Genomic DNA, 14,748 nt, shown 5'->3' with positions numbered 1-14,748 from the left:
GGCCCCATGCCGGCGCATCGATATATCGGCGAATATATTACGCTGCACCGCGGCTGGCCGCGCGATCGGCATCGGGTATGAGCGGCATACCGGATCTTTTATGACCCTAGACGAGCAGGTCCTCGTAGAACGCACCGAACGGTCGCGTCGGGTGGGCGATCTGGATCTCGAGAATCCACAGGCCGGCAGCGGGCACCGCATCGAAGTCGCCGAGATTGCCGGCCTTGTAGATCGCATGCGGGAAGTCGCTGACGCGATGCCCGTTGATGTCGAGGTTCAGCCGGAAGCCGTGCGCGTCGGCACGCCGCGCCGCGAAATCGTACAGCGCGATGCCGCCGCAGCCGGTGGTTCGCCAGTGCTGCTCGACTTCGCGGTAGATCGTACGCGCGGCGTCCGCGCAGGCGCGCATGTCCGGATCGTCGCCGCACACGAAGGTCGCGCCCGCATCGCCTTCGTGCTTCGCCCATACCGCGCCGAGGTCGATGAAGAAGATATCGTGGTCGGCCAGCACCGGATCCGCCGCCGAACGCTCCTTGAAGGTTCGCAGCGTGTTTTCGCCGAAACGGACGATCACGGGATGCCAGATCCGGTCCATCCCGAGATCGTCGAGGATGCGCCGCCCGAGCGCATTGGCCTCCGATTCGCGCATGCCGGGCCGGATACCAGCCGCGATCATGTCGACGGCCTTCCACGTCATGGTTCTCGCGTGCCGCATCGCGTCGAGCGAAAACGCCGCGCCGACGGCTTCCTTGACTGCTGTATTCATTGTGGTGCTCCCATGGTCAGGCGCCCGGGAACATCCCGGGCGCGCCGGCGCCTAGAACTTGTGACGCAGGCCGACGCGCGTGACGAACTGCGTATTCGCACCCGCATTGCCGATGAACGACGCCGACGAGCCGATCTCGGCCTGCACCGGCACCACGCGACCATTGACCGTATTGCTGCCCGACGCCTTCTGGTAGGCCGCGCTCACGTACACGTCGGTGCGCTTCGACAGCGCATAGTCGACGGCGGCGTTGACCTGGTGCCACTTGCCTTCGAAGCGGTCGTCGAGTTTCGAGAACGTATAGCCGAGCCCGGCGCTCAGTGCCGGCGTGAACGCGTAGCGGCCGCCGATTTCGTAGTTGTTCAGCTCCGACGCCTCGCCCGACAGCGGCTCGAACTTCGTGTGCGTCCAGTTCGCCCACACGAGCGCGGCCGCGATCGCATAACGCGCGCCGACGCCGAAGGTTTCGAGGTCGCGCAGCCCGAGCGTGTTGACGTTCGCGATGCTCACGCCGAACGCGGGCGTCGCGCCACCCGGGAAGCGGATGTTCGTGTACGCAGCGCCGATGCCGAACGGGCCTTGCGCGTAGTTCGCGCCGAAGCTGTACGCGCTCGACGCGCCCTGCGTGGTCGTGCCGCCCGACGACGTCGTCGGCGCGCCGGCGAACTGCGTCGAGTTCGAGAAGCCGTACATCGCGCCGAACGTGAGGCCCGCGAAGTTCGCGCTCTGGAACTTCACCGCGTTGTTGATGCGGCTGGACGTCAGCTGGTCGAGGTCGTTGATGTGATACGCGTAGTTGCCGGCCGGCGTCTGGCTGCCCATCGTGTAGTTGCCGCCGATGTAGTCGGTCGAGAACGAGTACTGGCGACCGAACGTCAGCGAGCCGACGCCGTTCTTCGACAGGCCGACGAACACTTGGCGGCCGAACAGCGCACCGCCCTGGCCAAGCGTGCCGTCGCCGCTGCTGAAACCGCTTTCCAGCACGAACAGCGCCTTCAGGCCGCCGCCGAGATCCTCGGTGCCGCGGATGCCCCAGCGGCTGCCCGACGCAACGCCGTCGCCGTACTTGACGAGCTTGCCGTGTCCGGTCGAGGTCGCGACCTTGTTCGCATACGTGACGCCCGCATCGATCAGCCCGTACAGCGTGACGCTGCTCTGCGCGTGCGCGCTCGCGCCGAACATCCCGAGTGTGGCCGCGGCCACGATGGTCTTCTTCATGCTCTTCCTTTTCATGGGCGCGCGCGACTCCGTCGCTGCGGAACGCGCGGCGTGTTGACGAAAAATCGTTTGACGTACCGATGCAAGTGCACTGCATCGTCGGGACGCACCCGCGCCTCATGCGCGCGGGCACGATGCTCCGTTTCGATGCCGGTGTGTGCTTGCTAAAGCGGCATGCCGCAGGGCGGCCGCTCGTATTGCAGCGCCGACCCGTGTGCCCGCAGGTGCGGGCGGGCGTGTCGGCGCGTTGCTCCGGCGATGCAGGTCAGAGAGTCGCTTCTTCCGGCTTTCGCGGAGCAGTGGACGGCGTGACGCCTGACGGTGTCACGGCCTTCGATATATTTGTCGAAATATATCGAGTTGTCATCGGGCGGTAAACATTTATTCGGGTGTTTGTCGTCTTTCGTCCACACGCGTTCAACGACGGTCGAGTCGATCGGCCGTGCGTCCGTTCGCGGTCATCGCGCGGCCGTCCCGCTTCCGTCCGCAAACACCCGCCGCCACTCGACGATGCGCACGGCCTTGCGCAGCCCGGCCGGCCGGAATGGATCCGCCTTCATCAGATGCTCGACCTGCTCGCACGCATCCGCTCGAACGAGCCAAAGGCCGGATACGCGATTCCGGACAATCCGGATCCTTCCTGCCTTCATTCGCATAATCAGTCATGCGACATTTTATGGAGACGCGATAGCATCGGTTTCAAAACACGTCGCCGGATGAAATGGCACCGCGGCTTTTATACGGGAAATCGACCGCAAAATCGTTTACACAAAATCGCGCAACAACAGGTTCGCACATCAAATCTATTTATAAATTTTCGGAATGGTGACTCGCACCCTGATCATCGATCGGTTCTCAAGGTAGACGGATCCGATCGATTGCTCTATACTCGGCTCACTTCATCACCCAAAGTACGACTCGTGCATAACGGCGATGCAAGCTCGCAATTGGTTGCGAGCGCAACCGTTTTGCCACATCAAAAGGGGCCGTCGGCCCCAGCGGATGAGCCTTGGCCCGTCCGCGTCCTTGCCGCTTGCTTCACATGGCGGCGCCTGCCCGAGGGCGCAAATCACGCGGTAATTGCGCTGCCGGGCCGAACATGACAATCAGGCGAACGCATCGACGCGTTCATTCGACTTTCCGTTGCGCATTGCTGCGCATCGGCGAGGACTGTTTCCGTCAGTTCAATCGCGGCCATGCCGGGATCACGAACTTCCATCGCGGCGTGTGCCAGCATGCGTACCGCACCGAGATCGAGGAGGCGTATCTTCATGACTCGACGCACTGTCCGACTGTTGGGCAGCCTGATAGCCGTCATCGTCGTCGCCTGGGCGCTGGCGCGCGGCATCGGCGCAGAGACGTTCCGCCAGCGCGCAGACGACCTGACGTACTACGCGGGCCGGCACATGCTGCTGGTCGGCTACTCGATGGTGCTCGCGATCGTCGTCGGCGTGCCGGCCGGCGTGCTGCTGAGCCGTCCGCGGTTCCAGCGCCAGGCCGAGCGCTTCATGCAGGTCTTCAACATCGGCAATACGATCCCTTCGCTCGCAGTGCTTGCAATCGCACTCGGCATCTTCGGCATCGGCGACGTGCCCGCGATCGTCGCGCTGTTCCTCGCCTCGCTGCTGCCGATTACGCGCAATACCTACGAAGGCGTGAAGAACGTGCCCGCCGCGCTGCGCGAGGCCGCCAAAGGCATCGGCATGACGGGCTGGCAATCGCTGCTGCGCGTGGAGCTGCCGAATGCGCTGCCCATCATCGTCGGCGGCGTGCGCACCGCGCTCGCGATCAACGTCGGCACCGCACCGCTCGCCTATCTGATCGGCGCCGACAGCCTCGGCTCGCTGATCTTCCCCGGCATCTATCTCGACAACCAGCCGCTGCTGCTGCTCGGCGCGTCGCTCACCGCCGCGCTCGCACTCGTGCTGGACGGTGTCGTCGCCGCGGCAAGCCGGCACTGGCTCGCACGCCACGGAGGTGCGGCATGACGCGTCGCATTGCAATCCGGGCCATCGCACGCCTTGTCGCGGCCAGCGCGCTGTGCGTGGCGGCGAGCACGTCGGCATTCGCCGCGAAGCTCGTGCTGGGCGCCAAGAACTTCACCGAGCAATACGTGCTCGCGGAAGTCACCGCGCAATACCTGCGTTCGCGCGGCTACGACGTCGAGGTCAAGTCGGGCCTCGGCAGCACGCTCGCGCGCAGCGCGCTGGAGAACGGCCAGTTCGACCTGATGTGGGACTACACGGGCACCGCGGCGCTCGTCTACAACAAGATCCAGGACAAGCTGTCGCCCGACGAGATGTACCGGCGCGTGAAGGCGCTCGACGTGCCGCGCGGGCTCGTCTGGCTCCGCGCGTCGCCGCTCAACGATACCTATGCGCTCGGCCTGCCGAGCAAGGTCGTGGAGGCCACCGGCATCCGGACGATCTCGCAGCTTGCCGCGCATCTGAAGACCGATCCCGCCGCGAAGCGCTACGTGTTCGGCATGGACGCGGAATTCGCGAACCGCCCCGACGGCCTGAAGCCGCTGCTCGAAACCTACGACATGCACTTCAGCCGCGCGCAGATGAAGCAGATGGATCCGGGGCTCGTCTATACGGCGCTGCACAACAACCAGCTGACGATCGGCCTCGTCTATACGACCGACGGCCGCGTGAAGGGGTTCGGCATCGTGCCGCTCGAAGACGACAAGCATTACTTCCCGCCATACAACGCGACGCCGGTGGTGCGCAAGGACACGCTCGATCGCAACCCGAAGCTCGCGGCGCAGCTCGATGCGCTGTCGGCGGCTCTCGACAACGACGTGATGCAGGCGATGAACAAGGCGGTCGATCTCGACGGCAAGTCGCCGCGCGAGGTCGCCGACGCGTTCCTGCGCACGCACCCGCTACCTTGAAGGAGGCCCGATGACTCTGTCCGCCTATCTCGCTTCGAGCTGGCCCGAGCTGCTGCAGCTCACGCTGCAGCACATCTGGCTCGTCGGCATCGCCGTGGGCTGCGCGATCGTCGCGGGCGTGCCGCTCGGCATCCTGATCAACCGCCACGAATGGCTCGCCGGCCCGCTGCTCGGCCTCGCCACCATCGTGCTCACGCTGCCGTCGATTGCGCTGTTCGGCCTGATGATCCCGTTCTTCTCGCGCTTCGGCCAGGGCATCGGCGCGGCGCCTGCGATCACCGCGGTGTTCCTCTACTCGCTGCTGCCGATCATGCGCAACACCTACCTCGCGCTGCGCAACGTCGAGCCCGGGATCAGGGAAGCCGGCACCGGCATCGGCATGACCTCGTGGCAGCGGCTGCGCCTCGTCGATCTGCCGCTCGCGGTGCCGGTGATTCTCGCCGGCGTGCGCACCGCGGTCGTGATGAACATCGGCGTGATGACGATCACCGCCGTGATCGGCGCGGGCGGCCTCGGCACGCTGATCCTGCGCGCGATCGGCCAGAGCAGCATGATGAAGCTGCTGGTGGGCGCCGTGCTCGTGAGCGTGCTCGCGATCGTCGCCGACCTGCTGCTGCAGATGCTGCAGCGTGCATTGACACCGAAGGGAGTGCAGAAGACATGATCGAACTCGACAAACTGACCAAGACCTTCACCGGAAAGGACGGCCAGGCCGTACGCGCCGTCGACGCCGTGAGCCTGTCGGTGGCCGAGGGCGAAATCTGCGTATTCCTCGGCCCGTCGGGCTGCGGCAAGACCACCACGCTCAAGATGATCAACCGACTCATCGAACCCACGTCGGGCCGCGCGCTGATCAACGGCGAGGACACCGCGCAACTGAACGAAGTCGACCTGCGACGCCATATCGGCTACGTGATCCAGCAGATCGGGCTGTTCCCGAACATGACGATCGAAGAGAACATCACCGTCGTGCCGCGCCTGCTGCGCTGGGACAAGAAGCGCTGCGCCGAACGCGCGCAGGAGCTGATGTCGATGGTCGCGCTCGATCCGAAGCAGTACCTGAAGCGCTATCCGCGCGAGCTGTCGGGCGGCCAGCAGCAGCGCATCGGCGTGATTCGCGCGCTGGCGGCCGACCCGCCCGTGCTGCTGATGGACGAGCCGTTCGGCGCGGTCGACCCGATCAATCGCGAATCGATCCAGAACGAGTTCTTCCAGATGCAGCGGCAGTTGAAGAAGACCGTGATCATGGTGAGCCACGACATCGACGAGGCGATCAAGCTCGGCGACCGCATCGCGGTGTTCCGGCGCGGCCAGCTCGTCCAGTACGATCATCCCGATACGCTGCTCGCGCGGCCGCGCGACGAATTCGTCGCGCAGTTCGTGGGCCAGGACAGCACGCTCAAGCGCCTGCTGCTCGTGAAGGCGGGGGATGCCGCCACGCAGCCCGAAACGGCGCGCGTCGATACGCCGCTGGCGCACGCCTTCACGGTGATGGACGACACGGACTGCCGCTACCTGAGCGTGCTCGACGATGCCGGCCGCGCACTCGGCTACGTGACGCGCCGCGCGGCGCGCGCGGCCGACGGCGTGTGCGGCGATCGCATCACGCCGTTCGCCGCCAGCGTGTCGATGGACGACAACCTGCGCATCGTGCTGTCGAAGATGTACCAGTACAGCGCGTCGTGGATGCCGGTGCTCGATGCCGACGGCGTGTGGATCGGCGAGGTCACGCAGGATTCGATCGCCGCGTACCTGAGCTCGGGCCGTTCGCGCCGGCAGACGGGCCAGCCGCCCGGCGAGCCGAGCGCGTTCTCGACGGCCGCGGCGCACTGACTGCGCGCGGCCATCCGCCGGTCAAAGCAGCTTGACCATGAATACGCGCGACGTGCCTTCCGGCTCGCACGGCACTTCCCCGAAGACCTCGTAACCCTGCTTGCGGTAGAAGCCCGGCGCCTGGAACGAGATCGTATAGAGCACCGCGCGGCTGCAGCCGCGCCGCTTCGCCTCGGCTTCGGCCGTCTGCAGCAGCCGGCTGCCGACACCGCCGCCGCGCAGCGAATCGGGCAGGTAGAACAGGTCGATGAAAAACAGCCCGAGCGACGTGCGGCCGGTCAGGCCGCCGAGCACTTCGCCGCTCGCCGGATCGGTCACGTAGACGTCGAGCGCCGCGCTGTCGGCGCGCCCCGTCACCGCGTCGTTGAATTCGCCGAGCTTCCGGCTGATGAAGTCGCGAGCCGCAGGCTGCGCGGTGTCGGCAAGCTGAAAGGAAATGTCGGGAGAAGCGGTCATGAGCGGGCGCATGCGTGAGCGGAATGACCGGGGCACGCATGCCCCGGCGCGATTCGTCCGACTATAGCGTGAAGCGCGTGCAGCGCGCCACCCGTGCTCACGCCACCGCGAATGCCGCCTTCATGTCCGCCATGCGACGCCGCTCGCGCGCGATCATCATCTGGTTCACGACGATCACGCCGATCGTCACCGTCGCGATGAACAGCGTCGCCAGCGCGTTCATCTCCGGGTTCAGCCCCAGCCGCACGCGCGAGAACACCACCAGCGGCAGCGTCGTCGAACCGGGCCCCGACAGGAACGCCGACAGCACCAGGTCGTCGATCGACAGCGTGAACGACAGCAGCCACCCCGACAGCAGCGCTTGCGAGATCAGCGGCAGCGTCACCACGAAGAACACCTTCAGCGGCGTCGCGCCCAGATCCAGCGCCGCCTCCTCCAGCGACTTGTTCATCTCCTTCACGCGCGACTGCACGATGATCGCCACGTACGACACGCACAGCATCACGTGGCCGATCCAGATCGTCACCATCCCGCGCCCCTTCGGCCAGCCGAACATCTGCTCCAGCGCGACGAACAGCAGCAGCAGCGAGATCCCCTGGATCACCTCCGGTATCACCAGCGGCGCGTTGATCATCCCCGTGTACAGCGTGAAGCCCTTGAAGCGCCCGAAGCGCGCCAGCACGAAGCCCGCCCACGTGCCGATCACCACCGACGCGGTTGCCGTCAGCAGGCCGATCTTCAGCGACAGCCACGCGGCGCTCAGCAACTCGTCGTCCTGCCACAGCGCCGCGTACCACTTCAGCGAGAAGCCCGACCACACCGTCACCAGCTTCGACTCGTTGAACGAGTACACGACCAGGCTGACGATCGGGATGTACAGGAACAGGAACCCGAAGGCGAGAACGCCCGTCGACAGCGGTTTGCTCGGCTTGATCATTTCGCGTCCTCCAGTTCCTTGACCTGGTAGTACTGGAACAGCGCCATCGGCACCAGCAGCAGCACCACCATCGCGACCGTCACGGCCGACGCCATCGGCCAGTCCATGTTGTTGAAGAATTCATCCCACATCACGCGCCCGATCATCAGCGTGTCCGCACCGCCCAGCAGCTCCGGGATCACGTACTCGCCGACCGCCGGGATGAACACCAGCAGGCTGCCCGCGATGATCCCGTTCTTCGACAGCGGCAGCGTGATGCGCGTGAACGCGACCCACGGCTTCGCGCCGAGGTCGTATGCGGCCTCCAGCAGCGTGAGGTCCATCTTCACGAGGTGCGCGTACAGCGGCATCACCATGAACGGCAGGTACGAATAGACCATCCCGATGTAGACGCCCGCATCGCTGTGATAGAGCCGCAGCGGCGTGTGGATGATGCCCAGCGCGATCAGCGCATGGTTCAGCAGGCCGTCGTCCTTCAGGATGCCGATCCACGCGTACACGCGGATCAGGAACGAGGTCCAGAACGGCAGCATCACGGCCATCATCAGCACGTTGCGCGTGCCCGGCTCCGAGCGCGCGATGTAGTACGCCATCGGATAGCCGATCAGCAGGCACAGCACCGTCGACACGGCGGCCATCTTCAGCGAGCTGAGGTAGGTCGCGACGTACAGGTCGTCCTGCAGCAGGAACGCGTAGTGCGACAGCTGCAGCGCGAAGTGCACGACGCCGTCCTTGATCTCGACGAGCGACGTGTACGGCGGGATGCCCATCACCTGGTCGGCGAAGCTGATCTTCAGCACCAGCACGAACGGCAGCGCAAAGAAGATCGCGAGCCACAGGAACGGCACGCCGATCACCACGCTGCGGCCCGACGGCAGGAAACGCGACAGCAGCGGGAAACGGTTGCGGCGTGCGGAGGTCGAGGCCGCGCTCGCGGCCGCGGCGCCGGACGACACCGGCGCGGACGAAGGGGAAGCGGAAGTTCTCATCGCATGGTCCTCACTGCGTCAGCACGACGCCGCTGGACGGCGACCACGACACGAACACGTCGTCGTTCCACGCGGGCGCGCCGTCGTGCATCAGGTGCGAGCTCGCCAGGTTCGACACGACCGTCTTGCCGCTCGGCAGTCGCACGTGGTACAGCGAGTACGCGCCCATGTACGCGATGTCGGTGACGACGCCGCGCGCCCAGTTGTGCGGCGAGGCCGGCTTCTCGCGCGACACGTGCACGCGCTCCGGGCGCACCGAGATGCCGACCGGCATGCCGAGCGGGCCGGTGATGCCGTGGCTCACGTGCATGCGCGCCTCGAGGTCGTCGCTCTCGACGAAGATGTGGTCGGGCTCGTCCTCGACCACGCGCCCTTCGAACAGGTTGGTCGAGCCGATGAACTCGGCCGAGAAGCGGCTGTTCGGGAATTCGTACACTTCGCCCGGCGCGCCGATCTGCACGATCTTGCCTTCGCTCATCACCGCGAGGCGGCTGGCCATCGTCATCGCCTCTTCCTGGTCGTGCGTGACCATCACGCAGGTGACGTCGACCTTCTCGATGATGTTGACCAGTTCGAGCTGGGTCTTCTGGCGAATCTTCTTGTCGAGCGCGGACATCGGCTCGTCGAGCAGCAGCAGCTTCGGGCGCTTGACCAGCGAGCGCGCGAGCGCGACGCGCTGCTGCTGGCCGCCGGACAGCTGGTGCGGCTTGCGCTGCGCGTACTTGCTCATCTGCACGAGTGCGAGCGCGTCGGCCACGCGCTCCCTGATCTCGTTCTTCGGCGTGCCTTCCTGCTTCAGGCCGAACGCGACGTTCGACTCGACCGTCATGTGCGGGAACAGCGCGTACGACTGGAACATCATGTTCACCGGGCGGCGGTACGGCGGCAGCGACGCGAGGTCCTCGCCGTCGACGTAGATCTTGCCGGAGGTCGCCGTCTCCAGCCCGGCGAGCATGCGCAGCAGCGTCGACTTGCCGCAGCCCGAGCTGCCGAGCAGCGCGAACAGCTCGTTCTTCGCGATCGTCAGGTTCACGTTGTCGACGGCCGTGCTGTCGCCGAATTTCTTCACGACGTTTTCGATGCGCACGAAGGTGTCGGTCGGTTTGATGAGGGTCGTTTCGCGACGTGCTGCATCAGTGCTACTGAATGAATCCCGTTTCATGATGGTCCGTGGTAAGCGAGTAATCGGGCGGGCGAATCCGCAGCGCGACCGGTGTGCGGTCGCGCGGTATGGACGGAGAGGGATCGAGCGATTCCTCGTCCGGAACGCATGACGCAGGAAGGCGGGTGTCGGGAATGAGGCGCGGCGCTCAGCCGCGCGCGGAAGCGGCCGTCGTGACGAACGGCGCCGCGATGCGGCCGGCATGCCGCGTCGGGCCGACGGCCGGATTCGCCGCAGCGGCTGTCATGAGGATTTCATCGGTTTTCATCGGGCTTTCCGCACGCATCTGTCGTCTCCAGTGCGAATTTTTAAACCCGTCAAAAACTTTTTGGATCGCGAATTTCGGTTCCGGACATTGAGCGGAATCGATGTTTGCGCGCACGGGAAAACGGGGGCGCGACGCAGCCCGCGCGGCCACGCGGATACCCGTCGGCACGCAGGCCGGCGGGTGATGTGGCGGGTGGGGAAAACCAGCAGGCACGACGTCCTGCGCCGCATCGTATCGGCGTGCGGAATGCGACGGAAACGTGTCGACGCCGGATGCGTCGCAACGGGAGGCCGCACCCCGGTGCGGCACACGGGACAAAACGCGCGTCAGTTGTACCCCAGAATCGCGACCGACGCGACATCCGGCCGGTCGGTCGTGCTGCCGACCAGCGACATCATCGGTTCCTGCAGCACGGCCTGATACGACGTCACGCGCGCATCGTCGGGCGTGCCCGCATCGTCCGGAAACGGTTCGTCGAATGCGTCGAAGCCGCTGAAAAATTCGGGTTGCGTCTGCGAAAAAGTCATCTCCACTCCTTGGTCGATTATCGGTTTTCTAGCTTGCCCGTTTCAGCGCGGCCGCGTGCGCGGCCCCGCCATCGTGCGCGGCTTCCGCATGCGCGAGCTGCGCGCGCGTGCGTCGGGTGATGTGGATCACCACGAAGACGACCGGCGCGATCAGCAGTCCTTCCGCGAGTTCGGGATCGACCGGCAGGTTCATCACGTGCAGCGCCTTGAATGCCGCCGTCGCAAGCGACAGCACGTAGTACGAAATGGCCGCCACCGACAGCCCTTCGACCGCATGCTGAAGATGCAGCTGATTGCGCGCGGTACGCTCCATCCCGGCCAGCAGGCGCGTGACGTCCTTTTCCTGCGCGAGATTCACGCGCGTGCGCAGCAGGTCGACCGCGCGTGCGATTCGCGCGGCGATCTGCTCGTGACGCGCCCATACGCTGCGGCAGGTCTCCATTGCCGGCGCGAAGCGCCGCTCCATGAATTCCGCGATCGTCGGCATTCCCTCGATGCGCTCCTCGCGCAGTTCGTGGATGCGCGCGAGCACCAGCTTCTCGTACGCGCGCGACGCGCTGAAGCGGCTGCCCGAGCCCGACAGCGCCTCGACGCGCACCGCGAGATGCGTGAGCCTGACGAGCAGCGCCGTATCGTCGCCGTCCGCGCCGCCGGCGTCCATCTGCTGCATCAGCGTGTGCAGCGACGCATGGATCTCGTCGAGCTCGCGGCTCATCCGCCGCGCGACGGGCAGCGCGAGCAGCGCCATCATCCGGTACGTTTCGATTTCATACAGGCGCTGCAGCAGCCGGCCGCCCTGCTCCTCGCGGAAGTCCTCGTCGACGACGAGAAAGCGCATGAAGCCGTCGTCGCGCACGTGCCAGTCGCAGAACACCTTGCCGCCGCCGAGCACGCTGCTGCCGACCGGCACGGGTCCGTCGATCCAGCGGCGCAGGTCGCCGCACACGAGCCGCGCAGCGTCGCCGGACAACAGTTCCATGCGCACCGCGACGAAGCGGATGCCGGCCAGCCGCGCGAACCACGCGGCCGGAATGCCTTCGATCGCAAGATCGTCGAAGTAGCCGGTGTCGCGACGCGGCGCGACGAACGTGAAGGTCGAGAATTCGGTGTGGCGCTCCCACTTCAGGTGCCAGCCGCACGGCGACTGCACCGCGTAGTGCGTCGCGCCTTCGTGCGGCGCGGCAATGCCGGTGTCGCGGCACAGCGCGTGCAGCAGCGTTTCGTGGAGGTCGGGCTGGCCGTCCGCATAGATCGCGTAATGCGTGAGCGACACGGCTTCGGCGAGCCGCAGGAACGGCCGGGCATGCAATTCGGCGGCCAGTGCCGCGCGCAACGGATGGTCCATCATCGATACACCACGCTTCCTGTTCAGTCCTGCGCGCCGCGCCGCATCCCGACGATGCCGCCGGCATGATCGCACTATGGCAGACACATAACGACAATAAAAACGCATAATGTTGATCGTTACGTTCAGTTTTCCTGATACCGATGAAAATGCTCGATCACGACGTGCTCGCCACCGTCGTCGCCGTCGCGGAGACCGGCAACATGACGCGCGCCGCCGAGGCCGTGAACCGCTCGCAGTCGGCCGTGAGCATGCAGATCAAGAGCCTCGAGGATGCGATCGGCCGGCCGCTGTTCGTGCGCAAGCCGCGCAGCATCGTGCTCACGCGCGAAGGCGAAGTGCTGCTGGGATTCGCCAGACGAATGCTGGCGCTGCGCGACGAGGCGTGGGCGGCCGTCGTGCGGCCGGAGGTGACCGGCAAGGTCGTGATCGGCGTGCCGGACGACTACGCGTCGTCGCTGCTGCCGTCGGTGCTGAAGAAATTCTCGGCGACCTACCCGAAGGTCGAGATCCAGGTGATCGGGCTGCCGAGCAGCGCGCTCGCGCCGCTGCTGAAGGACGGCACCGTCGATCTCGTGTGCGGCACGCGCATCAAGGGCCTGTCCGGCGACTTCATCCGCCACGAGCCGATGGCATGGGCCGCGATGACGAACGGGCCGCGCGTGTGGGAAGAACGGCCGCTGCCGATCGCGGTGTTCATGCCGGGCAGCGTCGCGCGCGAGAACGCGATCCGCAGCCTCGAACGCGCGAAGCTGCCATACCGGACGTCCTACGAAAGCCCGAGCCTGCTCGGGCTGCTCAGCATGGTGGAAGCGGGGCTCGCGGTCGCGCCGCTCGCGCGCTGCGCGATCCCCGCGCAACTGTCGATGCTCGGCCGCTCGCACGGGCTGCCCGACCTGCCGCCGCTCGAACTGATCCTCGCGCGCAGCACGAAATCGAAACGGCCGCCGTGCGACTTCCTCGCCGAGCAACTGATGGACGACCTGCAACGGCAGACCGGCCAGGCCGGCGACGCGTGATCCCGCTACGGCGGCCAGCGCACGCGCGCCGCAGACGCGCTCGCGTCAGGCCGACACGCCGAAGCCGGCCGTGCCCAGCGCCGCGTTGACGATCCCCGCCACCGTATCGACGAGCGCTTCGAGCGTCTCGCCGCGCACGTGCCGCCCGGCCGGCGGGACGTGCTCGGTGCGTCGGCCGCCCCATTGCGAGCCGACCACGACCGACAGCGTCGCGCCGAACCGGTGGCCGTGCCGGCGGCCGAACACGCCGATGCGGCGTTCCGATACGTACGCCTGCTCGGGCAGCGACAGCCGGATCTCGACGGCCGCCTGCGCCGGATCGCCCGCGCGCGCGTTCGCGTCGACGCCCGGCGCGAACGCCTTGGCGACGCGAAGCGTCACGTACGAATCCCAAGCGGCAAGCGGGCCGCCGGCCGCGTCGACGCGCTCGATATCGACCGACCACTGATGATGGTCGGGCACGCGGATCGCCTGGCGCAGCAGCACGTCGGCCGTACGAACCGTCACCATGACCTGGCGGGCGAGCTGCCTGCCCGACGGCAGCGCCGCGGCGGGCGCGCGGCGGGCTGCCGGGCGCGCGACCTGCACTTCTTCCATGAGGTACATGAATTCTCCGTTATCAAGGGCGGCGCCGCGCACGACGCGGCGCCCGAACGTTCGCCGTCGCCGGCTGATGCAGCGCACGACGACCGGCCGGCAGATCGAACGAGCAACCGGAAGGAACGAGCAATAAGCGTGCCGCGCGCTACCGGGGACGCGCCGCGGCGCGCGACGCGTGCACGACCGGCCCGATCAGCGCGTCGGCCAGCTGCGCGATCAGCATGTGCAGCGTGAAGTCCAGGTCTTCGGGCGCGATATCGAAGCGCAGGTGGATCGCATTGCGCACGGTGCGCGCGCCCGCGACATAGACGCCGAGCGGGGAGCCCAGCAGCGCCGCGAGGCGGTCGTGCGCGGCGCGGGGCGAGCACGCGCTCAGCGTGACGGGCAGCAGCACGCGCGGAAACGGTGACGGAGCGACGGGGTGGCGTACGCCGTGCCGGCACCGCCGGCCGGCGACATCGAAAGCGGGAACGGGGCGAATGAAGGTCATGGAGCGGACGGTAGCCGTCTCGGCAGTTCGACACGCTTCGAGATTAGGGGGCGCGACATAAACGCCGTGCAAAAAAGCGGCGTGCCGGTGAAAAAACGGCATGTTTCTCCGAGCGGGAGCCGACGCACCTGCCCCGCCATCGGCCCGATTCCGCCCCGTGCGCGACTAGCAGGCTGTTGAAATTGGATACGGTGTAAACGGGCCCTGAGGGCAGTGCGTTAGAGATATCGTGTTCATGATCT

Annotated in this window: 17 protein-coding genes; 5 read left to right on the top strand and 12 right to left on the bottom strand. The window is 66.5% G+C overall.

Annotated elements, in window-relative coordinates; translation table 11 throughout:
- Positions 1–106 precede the first annotated feature (106 nt).
- The 3 genes from BST28156_RS15985 to BST28156_RS15970 all read right to left on the bottom strand — a co-directional run bounded on the left by BST28156_RS15985 (position 107) and on the right by BST28156_RS15970 (position 3,257).
- Positions 107–766, bottom strand: coding sequence for a M24 family metallopeptidase (locus BST28156_RS15985; RefSeq protein ID WP_060246365.1), 660 nt, complete (start codon positions 764–766; stop codon positions 107–109).
- Positions 767–817: 51 nt separating this feature from the next.
- Positions 818–1,984 carry a porin gene (locus BST28156_RS15980; protein WP_174902699.1) on the bottom strand — a complete coding sequence of 389 codons (1,167 nt, stop codon included), beginning with the start codon at positions 1,982–1,984 and terminating at the stop codon, positions 818–820.
- A gap of 1,069 nt (positions 1,985–3,053) precedes the next feature.
- The gene (locus BST28156_RS15970; protein WP_155640814.1) at positions 3,054–3,257 is read right to left on the bottom strand and encodes a hypothetical protein; all 204 of its coding nucleotides are present in this window, start codon (positions 3,255–3,257) and stop codon (positions 3,054–3,056) included.
- Between BST28156_RS15970 and BST28156_RS15965 the strand changes: the two genes are divergently transcribed.
- From BST28156_RS15965 to BST28156_RS15950, 4 genes are read left to right on the top strand one after another with little or no spacing between them, the layout of a single operon-like run.
- On the top strand, positions 3,256–3,972 hold the full coding sequence (locus tag BST28156_RS15965; protein WP_060246364.1) for an ABC transporter permease: 717 nt from the start codon (positions 3,256–3,258) through the stop codon (positions 3,970–3,972). The two genes, BST28156_RS15970 and BST28156_RS15965, sit on opposite strands and share 2 nt — an antisense overlap.
- Positions 3,969–4,880 carry a glycine betaine ABC transporter substrate-binding protein gene (locus BST28156_RS15960; RefSeq protein ID WP_174902697.1) on the top strand — a complete coding sequence of 304 codons (912 nt, stop codon included), beginning with the start codon at positions 3,969–3,971 and terminating at the stop codon, positions 4,878–4,880. Before BST28156_RS15965 ends, BST28156_RS15960 begins: the two co-directional genes overlap by 4 nt.
- Positions 4,881–4,890: 10 nt before the next feature.
- Positions 4,891–5,544 carry an ABC transporter permease gene (locus tag BST28156_RS15955; RefSeq protein ID WP_174902696.1) on the top strand — a complete coding sequence of 218 codons (654 nt, stop codon included), beginning with the start codon at positions 4,891–4,893 and terminating at the stop codon, positions 5,542–5,544.
- Positions 5,541–6,713 (top strand): osmoprotectant ABC transporter ATP-binding protein OsmV, encoded by a 1,173-nt coding sequence (locus tag BST28156_RS15950; protein ID WP_060246362.1) that lies wholly within the window; start codon positions 5,541–5,543, stop codon positions 6,711–6,713. The genes BST28156_RS15955 and BST28156_RS15950 overlap by 4 nt, the downstream gene beginning before the upstream one ends.
- 21 nt (positions 6,714–6,734) lie before the next feature.
- Here BST28156_RS15950 and BST28156_RS15945 read toward each other — a convergent pair whose 3' ends face one another.
- The 7 genes from BST28156_RS15945 to BST28156_RS15915 all read right to left on the bottom strand — a co-directional run bounded on the left by BST28156_RS15945 (position 6,735) and on the right by BST28156_RS15915 (position 12,400).
- Positions 6,735–7,169 (bottom strand): GNAT family N-acetyltransferase, encoded by a 435-nt coding sequence (locus BST28156_RS15945; RefSeq protein ID WP_174902695.1) that lies wholly within the window; start codon positions 7,167–7,169, stop codon positions 6,735–6,737.
- A gap of 97 nt (positions 7,170–7,266) precedes the next feature.
- Positions 7,267–8,106, bottom strand: a complete 840-nt coding sequence (locus BST28156_RS15940) for an ABC transporter permease subunit (protein ID WP_174902694.1) — start codon at positions 8,104–8,106, stop codon at positions 7,267–7,269.
- Positions 8,103–9,095: an ABC transporter permease subunit gene (locus BST28156_RS15935; protein ID WP_174902693.1), complete on the bottom strand. Its 993-nt coding sequence runs from the start codon at positions 9,093–9,095 to the stop codon at positions 8,103–8,105. The genes BST28156_RS15940 and BST28156_RS15935 overlap by 4 nt, the downstream gene beginning before the upstream one ends.
- Positions 9,096–9,105: 10 nt before the next feature.
- Complete coding sequence (locus BST28156_RS15930) at positions 9,106–10,257, bottom strand: ABC transporter ATP-binding protein (RefSeq protein ID WP_174902692.1); 1,152 nt, start codon at positions 10,255–10,257, stop codon at positions 9,106–9,108.
- 148 nt (positions 10,258–10,405) lie between these two features.
- The gene (locus tag BST28156_RS15925) at positions 10,406–10,738 is read right to left on the bottom strand and encodes a hypothetical protein (RefSeq protein ID WP_174902691.1); all 333 of its coding nucleotides are present in this window, start codon (positions 10,736–10,738) and stop codon (positions 10,406–10,408) included.
- Between the two features lie 113 nt (positions 10,739–10,851).
- The gene (locus tag BST28156_RS15920; RefSeq protein WP_060247100.1) at positions 10,852–11,052 is read right to left on the bottom strand and encodes a hypothetical protein; all 201 of its coding nucleotides are present in this window, start codon (positions 11,050–11,052) and stop codon (positions 10,852–10,854) included.
- Between the two features lie 28 nt (positions 11,053–11,080).
- Positions 11,081–12,400, bottom strand: a complete 1,320-nt coding sequence (locus tag BST28156_RS15915) for a DUF3422 family protein (protein ID WP_174902690.1) — start codon at positions 12,398–12,400, stop codon at positions 11,081–11,083.
- 140 nt (positions 12,401–12,540) lie between these two features.
- Between BST28156_RS15915 and BST28156_RS15910 the strand changes: the two genes are divergently transcribed.
- On the top strand, positions 12,541–13,416 hold the full coding sequence (locus BST28156_RS15910; protein ID WP_060247104.1) for a LysR family transcriptional regulator: 876 nt from the start codon (positions 12,541–12,543) through the stop codon (positions 13,414–13,416).
- Positions 13,417–13,461: 45 nt separating this feature from the next.
- On the opposite strand, the gene BST28156_RS15905 is transcribed toward BST28156_RS15910, so the two are convergent.
- Together BST28156_RS15905 and BST28156_RS15900 are read right to left on the bottom strand one after the other, a co-directional pair.
- A complete protein-coding gene (locus BST28156_RS15905; protein WP_174902689.1) occupies positions 13,462–14,022 on the bottom strand; it encodes a hypothetical protein in 561 nt (186 codons plus the stop codon).
- Positions 14,023–14,161: 139 nt separating this feature from the next.
- The gene (locus BST28156_RS15900; protein ID WP_437341293.1) at positions 14,162–14,608 is read right to left on the bottom strand and encodes a hypothetical protein; all 447 of its coding nucleotides are present in this window, start codon (positions 14,606–14,608) and stop codon (positions 14,162–14,164) included.
- Positions 14,609–14,748 lie beyond the last annotated feature (140 nt).

The organism is Burkholderia pseudomultivorans, assembly GCF_902499075.1.
Taxonomy (GTDB): Bacteria; Pseudomonadota; Gammaproteobacteria; order Burkholderiales; family Burkholderiaceae; genus Burkholderia; species Burkholderia pseudomultivorans.
Note: the sequence above shows the minus strand (reverse complement) of the source record. Positions and strands in the feature narration are given on the sequence as shown.

Excerpts from the sequence above, each read along its gene's own strand:
- BST28156_RS15985 (WP_060246365.1), bottom strand. The coding sequence starts at position 766 with ATGAATACAGCAGTCAAGGAAGCCGTCGGCGCGGCGTTTTCGCTCGAC.
- BST28156_RS15980 (WP_174902699.1), bottom strand. The coding sequence starts at position 1,984 with ATGAAGAAGACCATCGTGGCCGCGGCCACACTCGGGATGTTCGGCGCG.
- BST28156_RS15965 (WP_060246364.1), top strand. The coding sequence starts at position 3,256 with ATGACTCGACGCACTGTCCGACTGTTGGGCAGCCTGATAGCCGTCATC.
- BST28156_RS15970 (WP_155640814.1), bottom strand. The coding sequence starts at position 3,257 with ATGAAGATACGCCTCCTCGATCTCGGTGCGGTACGCATGCTGGCACAC.
- BST28156_RS15960 (WP_174902697.1), top strand. The coding sequence starts at position 3,969 with ATGACGCGTCGCATTGCAATCCGGGCCATCGCACGCCTTGTCGCGGCC.
- BST28156_RS15955 (WP_174902696.1), top strand. The coding sequence starts at position 4,891 with ATGACTCTGTCCGCCTATCTCGCTTCGAGCTGGCCCGAGCTGCTGCAG.
- BST28156_RS15950 (WP_060246362.1), top strand. The coding sequence starts at position 5,541 with ATGATCGAACTCGACAAACTGACCAAGACCTTCACCGGAAAGGACGGC.
- BST28156_RS15945 (WP_174902695.1), bottom strand. The coding sequence starts at position 7,169 with ATGACCGCTTCTCCCGACATTTCCTTTCAGCTTGCCGACACCGCGCAG.
- BST28156_RS15940 (WP_174902694.1), bottom strand. The coding sequence starts at position 8,106 with ATGATCAAGCCGAGCAAACCGCTGTCGACGGGCGTTCTCGCCTTCGGG.
- BST28156_RS15935 (WP_174902693.1), bottom strand. The coding sequence starts at position 9,095 with ATGAGAACTTCCGCTTCCCCTTCGTCCGCGCCGGTGTCGTCCGGCGCC.
- BST28156_RS15930 (WP_174902692.1), bottom strand. The coding sequence starts at position 10,257 with ATGAAACGGGATTCATTCAGTAGCACTGATGCAGCACGTCGCGAAACG.
- BST28156_RS15920 (WP_060247100.1), bottom strand. The coding sequence starts at position 11,052 with ATGACTTTTTCGCAGACGCAACCCGAATTTTTCAGCGGCTTCGACGCA.
- BST28156_RS15915 (WP_174902690.1), bottom strand. The coding sequence starts at position 12,400 with ATGATGGACCATCCGTTGCGCGCGGCACTGGCCGCCGAATTGCATGCC.
- BST28156_RS15910 (WP_060247104.1), top strand. The coding sequence starts at position 12,541 with ATGAAAATGCTCGATCACGACGTGCTCGCCACCGTCGTCGCCGTCGCG.
- BST28156_RS15905 (WP_174902689.1), bottom strand. The coding sequence starts at position 14,022 with ATGTACCTCATGGAAGAAGTGCAGGTCGCGCGCCCGGCAGCCCGCCGC.
- BST28156_RS15900 (WP_437341293.1), bottom strand. The coding sequence starts at position 14,608 with ATGCCGTTTTTTCACCGGCACGCCGCTTTTTTGCACGGCGTTTATGTC.